Consider the following 19,415-nt stretch of genomic DNA (forward strand, 5'->3'; position numbering starts at 1 on the left):
GTGCTATAATTATCTAAATGTAGATAAAAAAGGTTAAAGTATTTATGAGTAGATTTAAGTTATCTATAAAATTGAAAGTTACACTAATACTTGTGTTGTTAAGTATATTTTTTATAACTATTTTATATCTAACAATTAATAAAATAATAACAAACGACATATTAAAAATAGAACATCAAAAAGCAGAAATAATCCTTAAAACCGTTGAACCCACAATAGCCGTAAACCATTTTTTAGAACTTAATAAAGAAAATAAAGAATTTATAAAAAAACTTTTGGAAAATGAAGATATTATGGGGATATGCGTTCACTTTAACGAAAAGCTTTTTTTTATGAAAATGCCAGATAAAGATGCCGAGTTGTTTAGGTTGGAATACCCTATAAAAGATGTAGTTTCAAATGAAGAAATAGGAACAATTTTACTTCATTATACAAAAAAACATTATAACAAAACAGTTAAAACCTTACATACACGTTTTATAGTAATATCGATTTTAATTATAGCCGTTGTTATATTGGTTTATTTTATCGTGCAGTATATGTTTAAATCATTGGTTAAAATTTCAGAGGTTATAGCAAACTACAAAATAGGCGATAAGATAGATTTTTCACATATTAAACATGAAGAGGAGACTTCTAAGGTTATTACGATTATATCTGACCTTGTAAAACGTATCAATAAGCATAATCATCAGATGCAACTTAAACAAGAAGAATTACAAGAAGCTCGTGAAAATGCTGAAGCTGCCAGTAGATTTAAGTCGGAATTTTTAGCAAATATGAGTCATGAGATTCGTACCCCTATGAACGGTGTATTGGGATTTGTGGAAAAGCTTTCTAAAAGTGAAAAAGACCCTGAACGCTTAAAGCAGTTTAAGATTATTAAAAATTCAGGTGAAACTCTGCTTAGTATTATAAATGATATTTTGGATCTCTCAAAAATTGAAACAGGTAAAATGGAACTAGAATACCATCCTTATAATATTAAACAACTGTTTGATGATACTGCTTCTATTTTTACCGAATTGATAAGCAATAAAAATATAACTTTTAAAAGTAATATAGACGAAAAAATACCTAGTTGTTTGTTGGTCGATCAGCTACGTTTAAAGCAAGTAGTATTTAACCTATTAAGTAATGCAGTTAAGTTTACGTCTCAAAACGGTACTATAAGATTGGATGCAAATATAGTAAATGATACTTTGCATTGTTCTGTAATTGACAGCGGTGTCGGAATAGCAAAAGAAAATCAAATAAAAATATTTGAAGCATTTGGACAGGAAGATACTTCAACAACGAGAAAATTTGGAGGTACAGGTCTAGGTCTTTCAATTTCATATAAATTAATATCTATGATGGGCGGAAAATTAAACGTAAAAAGTCAACTTGATAAAGGTAGTGAGTTTTATTTTGATATTCCACTACATTATTGTGATGAAGATACGGAGTTAGACAATAATTCTATAATAGACGAAGAATATTCTTTTAACGATGTTATCTCCTCAAATGCACATATCTTGGTTGTAGAAGACAATAAAACAAATCAATTATTACTTGGTATGATTTTAGAGGAACTTGGTTTTACCTACGATGTGGCAAACGATGGTTTAGAGTCATTGGAACTTTTTAAAAATAATGATTACGATATTGTTTTAATGGATGAAAATATGCCGAATATGAACGGTATTGAAGCAACTAAAAAAATAAGAAAAATTGAAAATAAAAACTCTTTAAAGAAAACACCTATTATTGCCGTTACGGCAAATGCTTTGGCAGAAGACAGAAATCGATTTTTAGAGTCCGGAATGGATGAATATATTAGTAAGCCTTATACCGAAGATGATATATTAAAAATACTACGTAAGTTTTTATAAATATATAAAGTCCAACTAAAGGACTTTATAGTGTTAAATTATTCAGCTACCGCTACTTCAACAGGAGTTGATTCCCAAATACCGTGTTTAGTACAGTAACCGTGTGCAATTAGGTTTAGTTTTTTACCCATTGGACGGATGTTGAAAGTAACTTCTGCATGAGATTTTTCATTTCCTAGAGTTCCCGGAACAAAAGAAGCTGAAGCTAATTTAGTTTCACCGTTAAACAGTGTAATACTCTCAATATAGTGATCAAAATCATCAGGGTGAGTATATTCATTACCCATTTTAACATTCACTGAAAGTATTTCACCTTTTTTAGCTTCACCATCTACCGTAATGAACGGTGAATGACGGTCAATAAGATCCTTTTTTGCTTCTCTTTCTACTGTATCGATATCAACGTATTTGTTAATTTTTGGCATTTTTATTCCTTTTAAATTATGTTATGCGAAATTGTATCTTGAAATATATTTTATAAAGTTAAACAAGAGTTTATTTATCTTCTTTAAGTATTTTTTAATTTATACTGATTTAACCATAAAAAAGGTAAAATCCGACTTATTTAATTTATAAAGAGTTATAGATGTTAAAACCACTTTTAATAGAAATAGGAGTTGAAGAACTTCCAGCCGTACCGCTTTTAAAACAACTAGAAAATATTGAAAAGAAATATGTAGATATTTTACAAGAGTATTCACTTTTATGTGAATTTGAATTTTACTATACACCTCGTCGTTTAGTTTTATGGCATCCTGAGTTTAAACTTTCTCAAGATGATTCTACCGAAGAGTTTTTTGGAGCACCTACGGCAGTAGCTTTTAAAGACGGTGAAGCTACACCCGCTGCACTTGGTTTTGCCAAAAAATGCGGTGTAAGCATAGATGAAATCGGTCGCGGTGAAAAAAACGGCAAAGAAGTTCTTTACTATAAAAAAGATGTAAAAGGACAAGCTTCAGAGACTCTTTTAAACGAGATTATTACAAAATGGATTATGTCGCTTGATTTTGGTAAATCAATGAGATGGGCTAGCAATAATGAAAGTTTTATACGTCCTATTCGTTGGTTAAATGTTATGCTTGGTGATGAGCTTGTAGATGCAGAACTTTTTGGCGTAAAGTCTGATAAACATACCTTTGTTCACCGTATTAGTAATTTTGAGTCTATATCTATTGGTGGTGCAAAAGAGTACTTTAATACTTTAAAAGAGGGTGGTGTAACTCTTTATCAAGATCAAAGACGTAAAGATATTTTAGACGCATTTGTAAAACTAGAAAAAGACAACGGCGTTAAGATAGAAGTAGATGAAGACCTTCTTGATGAAGTTGTAGCTATTACGGAGAATCCTACACCGCTTTTAGGTAGTTTTGATGAGGAGTTCTTAACTCTTCCTCCTGAAGTAATCATTACCTCTATGAAAGAGCATCAACGTTATTTCCCCGTATTTAAAGACGGTAAATTAATCAATAAGTTTTGTGTAGTCTCAAACGCGCTTACAAATGATTTTTCAGATGTTATAGAGGGTAATGAAAGAGTTCTTCGCCCGCGTTTAGCGGATGGACTTTTCTTTTGGGAAAATGATTTAAAAAATGGACTAAGTATAGACGGGCTTGAAAAAGTTGCATTTTTTAAAGGTCTTGGAAGTGTTAAAGATAAAATAGAACGTGAGAGCAAAATTGCTAATAAACTTTTTGATATTTATACACCTGATGCTAACAAAGATGATTTAAATACTGCTATATCTTTAGCAAAAGCTGACTTGATGAGTGAGATGGTTTATGAGTTTACGGAACTTCAAGGTGTTATGGGTGGTTACTATGCACTAAAAGCAGGGCATTCACAAGAAGTTGCTACAGCTATAAGCGAGCAGTATCTGCCTGAAGGTGAAGATAGTGAACTGCCATCTACTAAACTCTCCGCTATCGTAGCTATGAGTTTAAAACTTGATACTTTAATAGCTCTGTTTAGTATAAACCAAATACCTACAGGTTCTCGTGATCCGTTTGCACTTCGTCGTGCCGTAAACGGAATTATACGTATAACAGAGAGTCAAGGATTTGAATTTGATATTGTAAATACAGTAAAAGAGTTATTAGATGCTTATACGGAATTTGATTTATCTAAACTTGAAGCATTTATACTTGAACGTGTTAAGCAATACTACAAAGTTAATCCTTCGATAGTTGAAGCTGTACTGGCATCAGGTGAAAGAGAACTTTTAGCTATCGGTAAAAAGATAGAAGCACTGAACAACATTGCAAACTCAGATAACTTTAAAGAGGCTACATCTACATTTAAAAGGGTTTCAAATATCACAAAAGATATTGATTTGACTAAAGAGATGCCAGTAAATGAGTCTTTATTTGAAGAGGAAGCAGAAAAAGTACTAAATGCTGAGTTTAATAAGGCAAAGGCTGATAGTTATGAGAGTTATGAACAAGAGTTGGATGCACTCTTATCACTTAAACCGTACCTTGATAAATTTTTTGAAGATGTAATGGTAAATGCCGAGGATGAAAAAGTAAGAGACAACCGTAAATCTTTAGTGGCAAATATATACAAAAGTATTTTAAATATAGCAGATATCAAAGAAGTATCAATTTAATATATATGTACGATATAGCAATAGTCGGAGCAGGAATCAACGGTTCTAGTGTTGCTTATGAGTTTGTACAAGCAGGTAAAAACGTAGTCATATTTGACGAGAGTGCTATTGCAGCAGGCGGAAGCGGTGCAGCAGGTGCTTTCATATCTCCTAAGTTTTCAAAAGCGGGTGAATTAAAAGAGTTGATTCACGAAGCTTTTGTGTATTCTACAAGTTTTTATGAAAAACATTTCCCTAAACTTTACACTAAAACAAGACTGCTACATTTTGCACAAGATGATAAAGATGCAGATATTTTAAAGTACTATAAAAAACACACATCTTTAAAGCTTTATGATGAGAATCCAACTGGTCTGGATGCAGAATATATATCATTGGATTCAGGCATAGTAGATGCAAAAAGTATGTGTGAAGCTTTATGCGAAGGTGCAAGGTTTATAAAAGAGAAAATAAATACACTTGTTTATGAAGACTCATATTGGGTATTAAATGATACATATGCGGCAAAAGAGGTCGTACTCGCAACAGGCGCATATAAATCTTTGTTAAATGAGACATATATAAAACTTCGCGGTGTATGGGGGCATAGAATAGATATTAAAACCTCCACAAAAAATGAAAATTCAATCCATCAGTTTGTGTCAATCTCGCCAAATAAAGACGGTGTATTGGCTATCGGGGCTACACATAATGTTCACTACCATCCTGAGAGTTCAAAAGAACCATATGATTTTAGCGAGGGGAGGATAGAGCTGTTGGAAAAAGCTACTCGTACGCTTGATTTGGAAAATGTAGAGGTTATAAAAGATTATGTGGGTTTAAGAAGCGGTAGTTTTGACTATTTACCGCTTTTAGGAGCTATTGTAAATTCTAAAGAGACACTTGCAATGGGTGAGAAAAATATAAGAGTTAAAAAGCCTGACTTTGAAAATTTTACTTACTATCCGAATCTTTATATGATAAACGGTAACGGTGGATACGGATTTGTTTTAGCTCCGTACTTGGCAAAAAAGTTATCTGATTTTATTTTAAGAGGGAAAAAAATCGATAAGGTTTTAAGCCCCGCAAGATTTTTTGCCAGATGGGTTAAAAAATCCTAACTGTATATATAAACAGCATCTCTGCCTGAATCTTTAGCCTCATATAAAGCTTCATCAGCCATTTTAAACAGTTCTTCTAAATTATCTGAATGCTCAGGAAAGCTAGATATACCAATACTTACAGTCATATTTATTTTATTTTTATCTATATTAAACTGATTGTTTTTTACTTTTTCTTTTATTCTTAAAGAGATTTCTAAAGCTGTATTTATACTCGCCTCCGGAAGCACTAATGCAAATTCTTCACCGCCGTAACGGATGGCATAATCGGATGAACGGATGGCCTTACTAAAGAGTTTGGATAGTTCTACAAGTACAGTATCTCCTGTTTGGTGACCGAAAGTATCGTTTATGGATTTAAAATGATCTACGTCTATAAGTATTACCGATAGATTTCTGTTATGTCTTTTTGCTTTTGTAAGTTCATTTTTAATTTCTTTTTTTATAACATTTCTATTATAAAGCCGTGTTAGAGAATCATGATTTGCCATATCTTCAAGATGTTGCTTTAAAATCAAATTGTTTAGTGCTACGCCAAGTTGTTCGGTTGCGATATCTAAAAACTTTATCTTGTTTGTATATGTGTTTTTTATGCATATATCCGATAAACATTTTGTATAAGTTGTAACATAACCTCTTTTTTTAGAGTCTATAACGATATCCGAAGTGTTTTCACAAAGTGCATCTTCAACAAATATATCTACATACTCTTTCGAATCAAATATGATTTTTGTCATTGTACTTTTTGGAAAACAACAACCGTTTGATATCACTCTTGTTGAATTTTTTAGAAGCTCATCTATATTGTGAAACATATTTATTGTATTTGTCAGTTCATTAAGACAGCTTAACTCTTTTAGTAGTCTTTTTTCTTCGAGTTCATGTTCTTTTTCTTTAGTAATATCTTCAATAATACCTTCATAACCGGTAATTTTATTTTCTATTACAATTGCATATTTTGTCATTCGGATATGTTTGATATTGCCGTTTGTATCTATAAATGATGTATCAATCTGTTTAGAACGTTTAGTATCTTTTTGTAGTTTTTCTTCAAGGGTTCTTATTTTCTTAAGTTCACTTTGTTGCCAATGAACTTTTTCATAAAAACATGAACCTATCATCTCTTTTGGTAAGATTCCGAAAATATACTTTATCCCATCTGTAACATAGTTTACTCTATAATCCGTATCGTACATATAAGACATAAATTTATGAGATAAGTGCTTTGTAAATTTGTTTATATTTTGTTTGCTATATACACCTGCTTGGGTGTCATTATCTATATTATTTTGAAGATTTTTATAATCCTCGTAATCCATAATCGACATATTTGTTTTTTCCCCTTTTTTTGAAAAACTACTCGATTCTTTTAATTATAGGAGGATTACTCATAAAAGAACCTTTAAAAGCATAAGCACGCGTATCTTTTGCTTTGCCTTGTGCAAGTGGATGCAAAAAGTAAGATTGTTCTATACATTCGTCTGCATTGTAATTTCTATCGTGTAAAAAGACAACTTCTTTTCCAAGTTCTTTTGCTTTTATGGCAATATCTCTGGCATAGTTTTTTATGCCTATATGTTGAGGGTCATATTTATGTCCGACACCCATAAATACAAACTTGCCGGTTAATCTTATATTTGCAGCGTCTTGGTAGTTCATAGTTTTTTCAAAAAGAGTAAGTTGATCGGAGTTGTATAGGTCTAAATCAACTGCAAATTTATCTAAAATGGACGTAGTCTCAATATTTGCAAGATTAATATTAAAAAGATATTTAATCTCAATAAGCTTACCCTTGTATTCTCTTTTTGTAGCTTGGTATAAAAGGTTTGACATATCGTCAAAGTTTAATTCTTCAAAGTCTCCGTTAAATTCATATCCCTGAGAAGCTAAAGAGCTGTTTGTGTTATAGCCTACAGGACTCATACAAGGGTTAAATAAAAATATAGTTCCCGCTACATGTTTTCTTTTCTTTTTTAGTTTTAGTTCCAAATCTTTTGTAGTTATTTTCTCATTGTCTTCATTTATATATATGTAGTGTTCAACTAAAAACTCATCATCAAATTTTGTATCAAATCTTCCAAAAATCTGCATAAAATATACTCTCTTACTTATTATTAAATGAAATTATAGCTAAAATTCAAGCATGGATTTTGGATTTATACTAAAAAAAACTATTACATTTTTTGTTGAACCGATGGGATTAGTAGTAAGTATATTCGCTTTAGGCTTGTATTTTTTATATATACAAAAAAATAGATATGCAAAAATATCATTAAGTGCTTCTTTTGGCTTTTTAGTTCTTTTCTCTTATCCGCCTTTTTCAAATTTTTTACTCAAAAACTTAGAAAATAAATATGAAAATTATCAATATGATAAAAATTTAAAGTATATACATGTCTTAGGCGGTGGACATAACTCTGACAACACACAACCTTTAAGTTCAAGACTCTCTGATGCTTCAACAAAAAGGGTGCTTGAGGGTATTATTATTCACAAAAATACTCCAGATTCAAAACTAATCTTTACAGGTCATAAAGGCAAGACAAATACACCAACAGCTGTTATGAATGCAAATTTGGCATTGGTACTTGGAGTTGAAAAGAAAAATATAATCATAAATCCAAAAGCAAAAGATACTTATGAAGAAGCAGAGTTTTCAAAAACACTCGTGGGGAAAAATAAATTTGTATTGGTTACATCTGCTACGCACATGCCAAGAGCTATGATGTTGTTTAAAAATAAAGGGATGAACCCTGTTGCTGCTCCGACTTACTTTAAAAAATCAGGGGAGTATGATTTTTTACAACTTCCCAGTACGACGAGTTTTGAAAGAAGTCGTATGGCTATACATGAATATTTAGGTATATTATGGACAAAGTTACGTGGCTAAGCTTTTAAAAGAACTATATAATAAACAATATATTGACTATCTGGCATCAAACATAGTAAAAAACTATAAAACATTTAAAACCGATAGTTTTAAAAAAGCTATTTTTTATAAAGGCTGGGAAGATTTAGAACTAAAACAAAGGATGAGGCATATTGCATCTACTCTTGGAGAGTACCTACCGAGTGAATATATAAAAGCTATAGATATTTTAGAAAAGACTTTTAAAGATGTTGATAGCAAATACGCTTTAGAAAATATGCTTTTTCAAGACTTTGTAGAGGTTTACGGTTTAGATGAGTTTGATACTTCTATGATGGCTTTAGAAACATTTACAGTTGGTTCCAGTAGTGAATTTGCCATAAGGCAGTTTATATTAAAATATCCAAAAAAAACAATGACTCAGATGCAAAAATGGGCTAAGAGTGAAAACGAACACGTAAGACGTTTGGCATCTGAAGGGTGCAGACCAAGACTTCCTTGGGCAATTGCACTTCCTGAGTTTAAAAAAGATCCAAGTCAAGTTATAAAAATACTCGATGTTTTAAAAGATGATGAGAGTGAGTATGTTCGTAAAAGCGTTGCCAATAATTTAAATGATATCTCAAAAGACAATCCCGAGATTACAATAAATTTAGCTAAAAAATGGATAGGAAACTCTAAAAATACGGACAAGCTTTTAAAGCATGGATGCAGGACACTCCTAAAAGCATCAGAGGTAGATGCTTTAGAGATTTTTGGTATAAAAAAAGCAAAACATATTACGCTTGAAGCAATCTCGATACAAAAAAAAGTAGAGATGGGAAGTGAGTTGGAGTTTAGCTTTACAATTAACTCTAAAAAAAATTTAGGTTATTTAAGAGTTGAATACCAAATGGAATTTCTAAGACAGAATAATAAATACTCAAAAAAGATGTTTAAAATTTGTGAAGGTGAATATTTGCAAAATAATAAAACTATTCAAAAAAGACACTCTTTTAAACCTATATCTACTCGTAAGTATTATGCGGGAGTTCATAGGTTGCATCTGTATGTAAACGGAGAGATTTTTAAGTCCTTTGAATTTAAACTTGTTACAATTACATAAAAAAAAGAGTTGATTTGCGTATATTTGTATTATTTGTTTTAGCATTAAGTTTTTTTGGTTGTAGTACTAAAGTGCCTTGTAATTGTAAATGTCCAAAATGCCCAAAAGACGAGAGTAAGGTTTTTGTATATAATGAACCTGAAATAACGGTTTATAAAGAGCCTCAACAACTCTCAAAAGCACAAGTATATTATAAAAAACAAGTGAGTTACGTTAGAAAAAAAGCAGCACCGTATTGGGGAGAAAAAGCTCAAGTTGCAGATAAATTTAACTACGTAAAATATGCAAAAGACTTTAAAGCACGTACAATTATCAACTTCCAAAACGGTGTAATACGTGTAGAAACGACGGATACGGCTAATCCGTTAAGAACTTTAAAAGAAGTTATTGCAAGCACACTCTTAAACACTCAAAATCCAGAAACAGTTGACTTGTTCTCAAGCAGGCATACTATTCATGTAGGTGAGCCTTTTTTATTTAACAGGGTCAAAGATCATGACGGTGAGCCAATTCGCTGGGTTTGGAGGGCAAACAGATATGCACAGCATCTTATAGACACTGGATTAAAAAAGGACGCGATAAAAACAAGTACAGGAGTAAAAAAGCGTTACTATGTTACTTTTAAAATGAAGCAAGATAACTACTCAAATAGTTCTGAGCTAAATTATGCATCCATAGTAAAAAAACAAGCAAAACGATTCGGACTTGAACCTGCTTTGATTTTTGCTCTTATTGAAACAGAAAGCCATTTTAACCAGTTCGCGACAAGTGCCATACCTGCTTATGGTCTGATGCAGGTAGTACCACATTCAGCAGGACGAGATGCCTGGGAGTTTTTAACACAACGTCCGGGTCAACCCACTAGAAACTATCTTTTTGATGCAAGAAACAATATAGAGATGGGCAGTGCATATGTACACATACTTTTTAACCGTTATTTGTCTGATGTGAAAAATCCTGAAAATCGTGAGCTGTGTGTTATTGCAGCATATAATACCGGAAGCGGTAATGTTCTTAGAAGTTTTCATAAAAATAAAGATATTGCAGTATCTAAAATAAACAGACTATCTCCGGATGCACTCTACAAGCACTTAAGACAAAAACTACCCTATAAAGAAACAAGAGACTACATCAAAAAAGTAACAAGTGCTAAAAAACACTATCTATAACTAAAACGTATTTACCTGCTAACTCATGGTTTTTTGGATTTTGCGGTTCTGGTTCATATGGATGTAACCACTCTGTACCATTTAAAAGGTGTGCAAAAAAAACGAAGTTGTTATCCAAAAATCTATTTAGATTTTCACTCATCCTTATGCATCCGTGAGATTGTACTCTGCCAAAGGTTTGCGTACCGCTGTGTGCATGCATGGCAAAGTTTAGTTTGCTTTTTATTAGTTTCCACTTTTTTTTGTCTTTTATTTTATTTCCGTCTTTATCAAATGAGTTGTATCTAACACTGTTTTGTTTTCCGAAATAAAATACAAATCTTCCTTTTTCTCCATATGGTCTTGTTATATTGTCTTCTAAAAATTTTCCATCGGATCGCCAACCGCTTTTTATATCAAACAGTCCTACCGGACTTTTTATATAGTGGTCTTCACCTTTTTTAGTTTCTATCTCTCTGTCTATATCACCGCTTGATATAAAGTCAAATCCTATAGGGAAAAAATCTCTTTCACATTCATCCCATACTGTTAAAATAAGTACTTGCTTTGATAAATCTATAAGTGAAACGAACTGTGTGTATGTGAATTTGTCTTGTTCCATAAGCAAATATTCTTTTGCATTTTCAAAATAAGACTCGCTTAGTTTAAACTTTTTATCTCTGTCTTGAATATTTGATTTTAAAATAACTTTTTCATAAAAATCTTTTTTGATTTCTTCTAAGTCGTAAGCAAAAAGTTGTAGAAAAGTTGATGAAAGAAGTGTAGCTATTATAAATTTTAAAAGCACTCATAAACCTTGGTTGTTTAGGTTTATGACAGCAATAAGCGTACCAATGATTAAACTTTTTTACCTATGTCGCTATCGCTATAAAAACTATGAGTACCATCACAAAAAGGAAAGTTTTTACTTGCTTTGCATCTACATATAAGATATGGTTTAGTTTTTTCAACCACGAGCTTTTTCGGCAGGCATTTTGTTACTTCGTGACTTCCGTCGCAAAATACACCGTCTTTACTTCTTCCACATTGGCAAATAAGGTATTCTTTTCCGGCTTCAAGAGTTTCACCTTTTGGTTTGTTAAAAGCTACAATCGCTTCATCACACATTTTAAACCCCTTATCTAAGTAAGTTTTTTTTCATAAAGATATAAAAAAATGCTAAAAAAGGAACAAATATAACTCCGATAGTCCAAAAAACTTTTGCTTTTTTATCGACAAATTCACTTCTTAATATAGAAAAAATAGTATAAACCCAAAATACGACGAACAGTAAAAAGATTGTTATAGTAACATTACTCATAACTTACTCCTTGTATTTTTTAATATATCTACCATTGTAATATTTATTAAATTAAACGACTTATAATTATAATAACTAATATTTTATTTTAGATTTTTTTTGTATTTATTTGAATAATGTGTAGCACTTACTATATCGCCGATTATAGCTTTATGGTATAGGTATGGTCTTTTTATATTTCTAATCACGTAACGACCGCCCGAAGTAGTTACCACCTCTAAAGTTCCTATGTCTATAATATCTTTTAGGGTTTGGTTGATAGGTTTTATATATATGCTTCTGATATCTTCTAGGTTTATGGGAAAAATCTCTTTTACCTTATGACCCTTTAGTATGATAAGTCTTTTCTCAGTTAGCAGGCAGTGGTATGATTTTTTCTCTTTTATCTCTTGCATATTAACAAAAAAAGTACGTATAACCAAAACTGCACCGATAACGCCTATTTCATACTCGTAACCTATAAAAAGAAGTGCAAATCCCAGTAGGTACAACAAGGCTATAGAAGTGTAAAAAGTGATTGATATATCTGCTTTTGCAAGTACGGATTCGTCTTTATGAAGAATTTTATCGATGTTGTTCATAGATACCTCTTTGAACAATATTGTATCAAAACTTTCAAGTGAGTATATGAAATTTATACTATTTATGTATAATCACTGCAATTTTTTAACAGGAGAGATTTATGGAAGCAGTTTATCCGTATGCTCATATTATTCATTTGATTTTGGCGATTATGTTTTTGGGGTATGTATTTAGTGATTTGGCAGTTATATCTACACTTAAAGGTAAGTTCTCTAAAGAAACACAGCAAGAGATAAACCAAACACTAGGAAAAAGAAGCTTTAAAATTTTTCCGCTGACTCTTTTGTTTTTAATCCTTACAGGCGGAATGATGATGTCAAGATACATCAACTCAGATGCAGGTTTTTTTGAGACGGATCTTCAAAAAATCCTAATGTTTAAAATAGCCTTGGTCTTAGTTATAGCTGCAGGCGTACTCTCAAACCTATATGTAAAACTAACAAAAGGCAAAAAAAGCAACTTCATGGAAAACCACTTTCATAAGCTGGTAATTGTTCTAGGTGTTTTAATAGTTGTATCTGCTAAATGGATGTTTTTGGTTTAGTTAATACTACTAATCCGTACCAATAGCAACAATTGATTCCACATTATTGAAGTTTATTATCAATTTATGGTCATCCTGAGCAGCACTTAATTTATTTCTATCAAAAGAAAATTTATAGACAGATTGCTTATTGTTTTTATTGTACTTTTCGTATTCCTTTAGTAGCTTTTCCTTATATTTATTTTTATCTTCTTTATGATTTGTTATATCTATAATCAAACCAGATTTTAGATAAATTTTTATATTCCATATGCTTCCACTTTTTATTTCTTTTTTTGACATTTTTAATCCTTTGTGTTGAGTGGTTTTTATAGATTAACTATTTATTCAAAGAATATTATATACAAAATAGCCGAATATATTCAAATATATGAACATATAAAAATATTGACGATTAAATTATTAAAAATGTCATGTTTTTGCTGATTTTGTATATTTTTTTAAAACTCCATACACTCTTAAATATCTCTTGTATTTCTATTGTTAGTATCACTTTGTTTGTTTAAAGTTAGAAAAAAATAGAAATTTAGTTACATAAATAGATGTAAGTACTATTGATACCTTTTACCATTATATTCCAACCAACCATCACTATGACGTTTTTGCGGGTCATGATGTGTCCAATGAACAACACCACCTTTTGCATTGTTTTCGTACTCACCACAAAAATCTATTAAATCACCTTTTTGAAGTGAATGAATTTTTGGTGCTAAATCAATATTATGAGCAATTAATAATGTTCTTCCGGATGGTTCTTTTATTATAAATCTTTGATGCCGACTACCTTTGTTGTCATCACTAAGTAATCTAATTACAGTTCCAGAACCACACATTAGTGTTCCAGCAAATAATTCAAGACTCATAACGAGTACTAATAATATTTTTTTCATTTAAACTCCAGTTTTATTTTTCCATATAACGTTTAAAATGAGCAATCAAAAAGCCATCCGCGTGTTTTTTATATCTACAACTCCACAAGCCGCTCAAACATCTCTTTTATCTCCATCTCATGACTTATTAGAAATATCTGTCTGTATTGTTCTTTTATGGTGTGAAATGCTTCTAATATCTCCATGCGACGGCTCTCGTCTTGGCTTCCAAACACTTCATCAAACGCTAAAAATCCTATGGAACTTGCACCGCTTAACTCGGTAAGTGTTTTACTTATTGCTATGCGAAGTACCAAGTTGGCAAGGTCTATTTCCCCTCCGCTAAAGCGCTCTATTGGGTACTTTTTGCCCTCATCGTAGATGAAAAAGTCAAAGTCGTTGCTTACTTCTATGTGTTGGTATTTACCTTTTGTTATGCGTGAGTACATATCGGATGCTATTGTAGAGATGCGTGGTGCTACCTTGGAGTTAAGACGTGTTTTAAACTCTGCAAGGCTCGTTTTTATTTTTTCATAATCCTGCAAGTCGTCTTTTTTTGTTTGTACTTTTTTAAGTTGTTCTTCGTTGTTATCAAGTGAGCTTTGAGTATTTTTTACATCTCCATCTATACGTGTAACTTCTACTTTTATATCATGTATAGTTTCCGTTTGCTCTTCAACACTTTTTAAAGCCTGTTCATGTTGTACGACTTTTTGTTTGTGTGCATTCTCATCGTAAACTACTTTTTGAAACTCTAGCTCTTTTTCTTGATGTTCTTTAGTTAGTTTTTCTATATTTTCATTTACTTTTGCCAAATCTATTTTAACCGCTTTATGTCTTTTTAGCTCAGTCTCCAGAGAAAGTATATGTTTGTACTTTGGTGTCAGCACATCATTGTTTTTTTGTAACTTTTCATGCACAGAAGCATCGTACTTAAAGACTTCAAGCTCTTTTAGTTCATCTTTGTTTTTCAGCCCTTTAAGTTCTATCTCTTTAAAGTGCTCTTTTGCTTTTTGCAAATCTTGAAGTTTGCTTGTTATGATGTTTAGGTTTTTACTCAGTTCTTGGAACTCTTTTTCTTTTACTTTTCTTTGCTCGATTAGTTTTGCTTTTTGCTCTTGTACATTTTTGAGCTGAGTATTGTACTCATCTATCTTTTTTTGGTGTGTACCTTGCACTATGGAGTTTAGTGAGTTTATTACCTTGTCGTACTCCTCTAAAAGTGGTCTTGTACATGTCGGACATTCAGATTCACTTCCAAGCTCTTCCAAACTTTGTATTTTAGCATTTGTCTCATCTATGATTCTCTGCTCTGATGCTCGCTCAATAAGTATCTCTTGCTCTATAGTATGCTTTGCTTCAATGCCGTCTTGTCGGATAGAGAGGTCTTGTTCGAGGTTCTTTGCATCGAAGCTGTACTGCTCGTGGAGCTCACACTCTTTTTCAAGTTTATGAATATCAGCTTTGGCTTGGCTGTAGCGTTCCCTTAGTTGGACTTGCTCTTTTTGAAGTCCTTCACGTTTTAGATGCTTCTCTTTTAAACCCTCTTGTTTTTTCAAATCTTCTTGCAGACCAAGGTACTCTTTTTTTACATTTGCCAAAGAGTTTAGTTCCTCTTGTTTGTGTTCTAGTTCATAGTTCTCGGCTATGAGTTTTGCTTGGTTTATAAGCTCTATGCTTTTATTGCTTGATATTAGTTCAAGTCCCGCATAAAGCTTTTGTTTTAGCTCTTTTGTCTTTACAAAAACATCAAGCTCTTTTTTTATGACTGACTCTTTGTCTTTTAGAGAGATAAGCTCTTTAGTTTTGTTTTGTTCATCTTTTACAAGCAGGTGTTTTTTCTCTTTGTTTTGTTTTATAAGTTCCTGTTTTGCTTTTATATCTTCATCGCTTAAAAGCACCTCCGCAAAAGCTTTTATCTCACGTCCTAACTCACGGCTTTTCTCGACTAGCTCTTTTTCTACAAAATCTATTTTCTCCAGTCCTAAAAGACGGCGTATCATCTTTTTACGCTCTTCATTTTTGAGTGTACTCAGACTTGCAAGCTCTTTTTGTGATGCAAAAAGTGTATGCATAAATGCATCCTTACCCATCCCTGTAAGTTTTGTTATGGCAGTAGTTACCTCTTTTGCACCCGTAGTCGTAACTTCGCCGTTTTTTAAAAGCTTGGCATTTGCACTCATGGCTTTTCCGCGAAACTCACGGATAACTTTATAGAGTGCATCTTCAAACTCAAACTCAAGCTCGACTACTACCGCATCTTTAGCAGAAGCTCCTGCATTTCTTAGCAGGTCTTTATTTCCCCGTTTTTTAGCTTCTCCAAACAGGGCAAAAAGTATCGCCTCAAATATGGTAGATTTTCCGCTTCCGTTTTTTCCAATGATACCGATAAGCCCCTCACCGAACTCTATATCATATGAAGTGTATTTTTTAAAGTTTTCAAGATGCAACTTAGTTAGTATCATCTTGCACCTCTTCGTATGAAGCAAAAAGTTCTTGGATTTTATTTTTTAGTCTGTCATACTCTTGCTCTTTTGCATCTTCTTTTATATGTTCTAAAAAAAACTCTTCAAGACTCATAGCTTCTACTTCACTGACATCACTTTCATTTGTTGCGTGTTTAAACTCTCTTTTTATATTTACGCTCATGGCATCTTTAATGTGCTCTTTTATATCTGAATTTTGAATCTCAATAGATTGCATCGGGGTAAGGTTTTTTAGTTTTACTTCTACTATTGCATCTGTAGTATCAGACACATCTATGGATGCTAAAGAGTTCTCATAATCTTCACAGTCTATCTCTTTAGTAATAATAGGGCGTATATCTATCTCTTTGTACTCGACATCCAGTGAGCCAAACAGTGATGCTTTATCTTCTAGTGTAAGTTCTATAAAACCTTTAGAGTTTCGTTTATCGTTTAGGCTTGTACGTTCGGTTGAACCGCTGTAGTAAACGTTTTCATGTTTTCCCACTTGTCCAAAACCGTGCCAGTGCCCGAGTGCTACATAATCCATTTTAGCAAATATATACTCTTTATCTTTTGGGTACACCCACTCGCCAAATTCTTGCATCAGGTAGTGTGCTCCAACGGAGCAGTGCATCATCATGATGTTCTTTTTGTTTTCATCTATGCTTTTTTCACAAAGCTCTATTTGTGAAAGTGCCTTTGTGTCGTCGTTCATATGGGGCAGGGTGTGAAATGCTACGTCTTTAAACTCTATTTTTTTATACACCTGATTGTACGATACGTGTATGTTTTTAAAACTGTTAAAAATTTTGAGTATAGGTGAACTTAGATTTGTTCTAGGGGTAGAGTGGTTTCCTGCTATCAAAATGAAAGGAATATTTAACTCATCTATTATTTTAAACTTCTCAAGTGCAAAAGTTATAGCGCGGTTACTTGGACTCGCTCTGTGAAACAGATCGCCTGTGTGGATTATATAGTCAGGTTTTATGGTTTTTATTTGCTCAAGAACCTGAGAAAAGGCATCGTAAAAATCTGCTTCTCTTTGGTTTATGTTTTTTTCATTTAAAATATCTAAGTCGTTAAAACCCAAGTGGGTGTCGCTAAAGTGAACAATCTTCATAAGGGTATAATAGTGTGATTTAACTTAAAATTTAGTAGTTCCATTTGATTTGTAGCCATACAAAGTCGCTTACCGGTTTAGAACCAAATTCGCTTAAATCATTACCGCTGTTTTTATTGTATGATATATCCGCATCTATATTATTTTTAAAACTGTAACTTATTCCGATTTTATTTTGCATAGAATCATCGTCTAAGTTTGTATAGTTTTTGGCATAGATGCTAAAGTAGAGTATGTTGTATGGCTCTTTTTGTGTCAGCTGTGTTACGAAGTAATCATCCTCATCGTTTAAATACTCACTTATAACAGTCAACTCATAATCGGTCAAATATCGTAAGCCAACAAGATATGCTTCGTCTGCGTTTATAACTTTGGCATATTCGCCGTGTATTTCAAAATTTGTTTGAAGGTTTTTAGAAAAATCTATACCGATTTTGTCATCTTTTTTATTTGAATAGTTGTATATAAAATCTATATCCGTATCAAAATAAAGCAGGTATAAACGAGTTGCTAAATTGTTTGAATTTTTGTCAAAGTCTTGATTTATAGCATTACTTGATGGCAGATATACAAAATCAAAACTAAGGTTTTTTAAATCCCCTATAAAGCTTTTGTTATAGCTGTATTTTAAAATGCTATATCCTTCTCTAACTTGTGTAGGCTGAGACGGGTCTTTTTCTCTGTCAAAAAATGCGACGGGGTTGAAAAAGTAACCTTTTCCCCATTTTAGACTTTTTTTACCTGCCAAAAATGAGTTGTATGTATCTAGTTTTGCTTCAAAATAGAGTTCGTTTACTACTAAATCATCTTCGTTTTGTTTATTGTTTATATAATCACGCGTATAGATTACGGAACTCTCAAACGTCAGTTGTTCATAAAAATATGAAAAATCAAAAAGAGCTTCTGTATGAATGTAGTTTTGATATTTATCATCGCCTTTGTCTAGTTTTTGAAGTCTGTCGTCAACTCTTAGATATCCACCGTACTCGTATTTTTTGGGCTTAACGTCGGATATATCAAAATCATATTCATTACCCATAAGTAAAGCGACAGATAAAAAGACGATAAAGAGTTTTAACATTCTTTGCTTATCTTCTTAGATTTGATGCTTTAGATAGATTATCAAGCGTAAAAGCCTCGTCCGGAAACTTTTTAGGTAAAATCTTCCCGTAAATCATTATAGATTTATACCCCTTATACATAGGTGATTCTGTCTCAATTACTGACGGTCTTACTATGTTGTCCCCAAAATCTTTTAACTTTTTATAATAAAGCGTTTTTATAAGCAGCTTTGTTGAAGTATAACACTCTATTTGAAGCGGTGTCATACTTTTTTTATCTACTTGCATGATAAGTTTGTCATAAGAGACAGTATCGTTTTTTGCTTTTAGCGTAAGTAAAAGATACTCTTTTTTTTCTTCTTGTTTTTCTACATTGTACTCAGTTGAAAAGTCAAGCCTCATAATATCTGCGTTATTAAATACACCCCCAACTACCGACTGCATCGATGTAATGCGGATAGGGCGACCCACATTTGGAATATATAGCCACATATTGTCACCCAAACGAAGGGTTGAACGACCTTTTTCACTGTCGGGTGACAAAAATAGCGAGACCATTTTTTCTTTGTCTTTTTTTGCCTGAAAAAGTATAAACTCTTTTTTTGCACCGTCCGGTTCAATATTTATAAGTTTCTTATACATCTGCGCTGAAACAGGCGTGAGATTTCTGTCTATTTTTTCTAATATATCTGAAGAAAATACCGAGATAACTGATGCCAATAATATAATTAAATACTTCATAATATTCT

The 19,415-nt window shown here is 32.3% G+C and carries 20 protein-coding genes; 7 read left to right on the forward strand and 13 right to left on the reverse strand.

Going from position 1 to position 19,415, the window contains the following annotated elements:
* Positions 1-44: 44 nt before the first annotated feature.
* Entirely contained in the window at positions 45-1,874 is a 1,830-nt protein-coding gene (locus tag FJR48_RS05340; RefSeq protein WP_152307122.1) for an ATP-binding protein, read from the forward strand.
* A gap of 38 nt (positions 1,875-1,912) precedes the next feature.
* Here the strand turns inward: FJR48_RS05340 and FJR48_RS05345 are convergent, their stop codons facing one another.
* Positions 1,913-2,299, reverse strand: coding sequence for a class II SORL domain-containing protein (locus FJR48_RS05345; protein ID WP_152307123.1), 387 nt, complete (start codon positions 2,297-2,299; stop codon positions 1,913-1,915).
* A 161-nt stretch (positions 2,300-2,460) separates the two neighbouring features.
* Between FJR48_RS05345 and glyS the strand changes: the two genes are divergently transcribed.
* Together glyS and FJR48_RS05355 are read left to right on the forward strand one after the other, a co-directional pair.
* Positions 2,461-4,479 carry a glycine--tRNA ligase subunit beta gene (gene glyS / locus FJR48_RS05350; protein WP_152307124.1) on the forward strand — a complete coding sequence of 673 codons (2,019 nt, stop codon included), beginning with the start codon at positions 2,461-2,463 and terminating at the stop codon, positions 4,477-4,479.
* 5 nt (positions 4,480-4,484) lie between these two features.
* Positions 4,485-5,579: an NAD(P)/FAD-dependent oxidoreductase gene (locus tag FJR48_RS05355; protein WP_152307125.1), complete on the forward strand. Its 1,095-nt coding sequence runs from the start codon at positions 4,485-4,487 to the stop codon at positions 5,577-5,579.
* Here FJR48_RS05355 and FJR48_RS05360 read toward each other — a convergent pair.
* Together FJR48_RS05360 and FJR48_RS05365 are read right to left on the reverse strand one after the other, a co-directional pair.
* Complete coding sequence (locus tag FJR48_RS05360; protein ID WP_152307126.1) at positions 5,576-6,907, reverse strand: GGDEF domain-containing protein; 1,332 nt, start codon at positions 6,905-6,907, stop codon at positions 5,576-5,578. The two genes, FJR48_RS05355 and FJR48_RS05360, sit on opposite strands and share 4 nt — an antisense overlap.
* Positions 6,908-6,935: 28 nt before the next feature.
* Positions 6,936-7,670 carry a hypothetical protein gene (locus FJR48_RS05365; protein ID WP_152307127.1) on the reverse strand — a complete coding sequence of 245 codons (735 nt, stop codon included), beginning with the start codon at positions 7,668-7,670 and terminating at the stop codon, positions 6,936-6,938.
* Between the two features lie 52 nt (positions 7,671-7,722).
* On the opposite strand from FJR48_RS05365, the gene FJR48_RS05370 reads away from it, so the two are divergent.
* From FJR48_RS05370 to FJR48_RS05380, 3 genes are read left to right on the forward strand one after another with little or no spacing between them, the layout of a single operon-like run.
* Positions 7,723-8,469: an ElyC/SanA/YdcF family protein gene (locus FJR48_RS05370; RefSeq protein ID WP_152307128.1), complete on the forward strand. Its 747-nt coding sequence runs from the start codon at positions 7,723-7,725 to the stop codon at positions 8,467-8,469.
* Positions 8,462-9,553 (forward strand): DNA alkylation repair protein, encoded by a 1,092-nt coding sequence (locus tag FJR48_RS05375; protein ID WP_152307129.1) that lies wholly within the window; start codon positions 8,462-8,464, stop codon positions 9,551-9,553. The genes FJR48_RS05370 and FJR48_RS05375 overlap by 8 nt, the downstream gene beginning before the upstream one ends.
* A 14-nt stretch (positions 9,554-9,567) precedes the next feature.
* Positions 9,568-10,722 carry a murein transglycosylase domain-containing protein gene (locus tag FJR48_RS05380; protein ID WP_152307130.1) on the forward strand — a complete coding sequence of 385 codons (1,155 nt, stop codon included), beginning with the start codon at positions 9,568-9,570 and terminating at the stop codon, positions 10,720-10,722.
* Here FJR48_RS05380 and FJR48_RS05385 read toward each other — a convergent pair.
* The 4 genes from FJR48_RS05385 to FJR48_RS05400 form a co-directional block, all read right to left on the reverse strand.
* On the reverse strand, positions 10,703-11,509 hold the full coding sequence (locus FJR48_RS05385; protein WP_152307131.1) for a L,D-transpeptidase family protein: 807 nt from the start codon (positions 11,507-11,509) through the stop codon (positions 10,703-10,705). The two genes, FJR48_RS05380 and FJR48_RS05385, sit on opposite strands and share 20 nt — an antisense overlap.
* 50 nt (positions 11,510-11,559) lie before the next feature.
* Positions 11,560-11,829 (reverse strand): CDGSH iron-sulfur domain-containing protein, encoded by a 270-nt coding sequence (locus tag FJR48_RS05390; protein ID WP_152307132.1) that lies wholly within the window; start codon positions 11,827-11,829, stop codon positions 11,560-11,562.
* Positions 11,830-11,839: 10 nt separating this feature from the next.
* Entirely contained in the window at positions 11,840-12,022 is a 183-nt protein-coding gene (locus FJR48_RS05395; protein WP_152307133.1) for a PLDc N-terminal domain-containing protein, read from the reverse strand.
* Between the two features lie 83 nt (positions 12,023-12,105).
* Positions 12,106-12,603 carry a hypothetical protein gene (locus FJR48_RS05400; protein WP_152307134.1) on the reverse strand — a complete coding sequence of 166 codons (498 nt, stop codon included), beginning with the start codon at positions 12,601-12,603 and terminating at the stop codon, positions 12,106-12,108.
* Positions 12,604-12,704: 101 nt separating this feature from the next.
* Between FJR48_RS05400 and FJR48_RS05405 the strand changes: the two genes are divergently transcribed.
* Positions 12,705-13,148: a hypothetical protein gene (locus FJR48_RS05405; protein WP_152307135.1), complete on the forward strand. Its 444-nt coding sequence runs from the start codon at positions 12,705-12,707 to the stop codon at positions 13,146-13,148.
* 9 nt (positions 13,149-13,157) lie between these two features.
* Here FJR48_RS05405 and FJR48_RS05410 read toward each other — a convergent pair whose 3' ends face one another.
* From FJR48_RS05410 to FJR48_RS05435, 6 genes are all read right to left on the reverse strand, one after another.
* Positions 13,158-13,430, reverse strand: a complete 273-nt coding sequence (locus FJR48_RS05410) for a hypothetical protein (RefSeq protein WP_152307136.1) — start codon at positions 13,428-13,430, stop codon at positions 13,158-13,160.
* 269 nt (positions 13,431-13,699) lie between these two features.
* Positions 13,700-13,981 carry a DUF3465 domain-containing protein gene (locus FJR48_RS05415; protein WP_241856146.1) on the reverse strand — a complete coding sequence of 94 codons (282 nt, stop codon included), beginning with the start codon at positions 13,979-13,981 and terminating at the stop codon, positions 13,700-13,702.
* A 131-nt stretch (positions 13,982-14,112) separates the two neighbouring features.
* A complete protein-coding gene (locus tag FJR48_RS05420) occupies positions 14,113-16,482 on the reverse strand; it encodes an AAA family ATPase (RefSeq protein WP_152307138.1) in 2,370 nt (789 codons plus the stop codon).
* Entirely contained in the window at positions 16,469-17,605 is a 1,137-nt protein-coding gene (locus tag FJR48_RS05425; protein WP_152307139.1) for a metallophosphoesterase family protein, read from the reverse strand. Before FJR48_RS05425 ends, FJR48_RS05420 begins: the two co-directional genes overlap by 14 nt.
* A 31-nt stretch (positions 17,606-17,636) precedes the next feature.
* Positions 17,637-18,686, reverse strand: coding sequence for a hypothetical protein (locus FJR48_RS05430; RefSeq protein WP_152307140.1), 1,050 nt, complete (start codon positions 18,684-18,686; stop codon positions 17,637-17,639).
* A 7-nt stretch (positions 18,687-18,693) separates the two neighbouring features.
* A complete protein-coding gene (locus tag FJR48_RS05435; protein WP_152307141.1) occupies positions 18,694-19,407 on the reverse strand; it encodes an outer membrane lipoprotein-sorting protein in 714 nt (237 codons plus the stop codon).
* Positions 19,408-19,415 lie beyond the last annotated feature (8 nt).

The organism is Sulfurimonas lithotrophica, from assembly GCF_009258225.1.
In the GTDB taxonomy this organism is placed as follows: Bacteria; Campylobacterota; Campylobacteria; order Campylobacterales; family Sulfurimonadaceae; genus Sulfurimonas; species Sulfurimonas lithotrophica.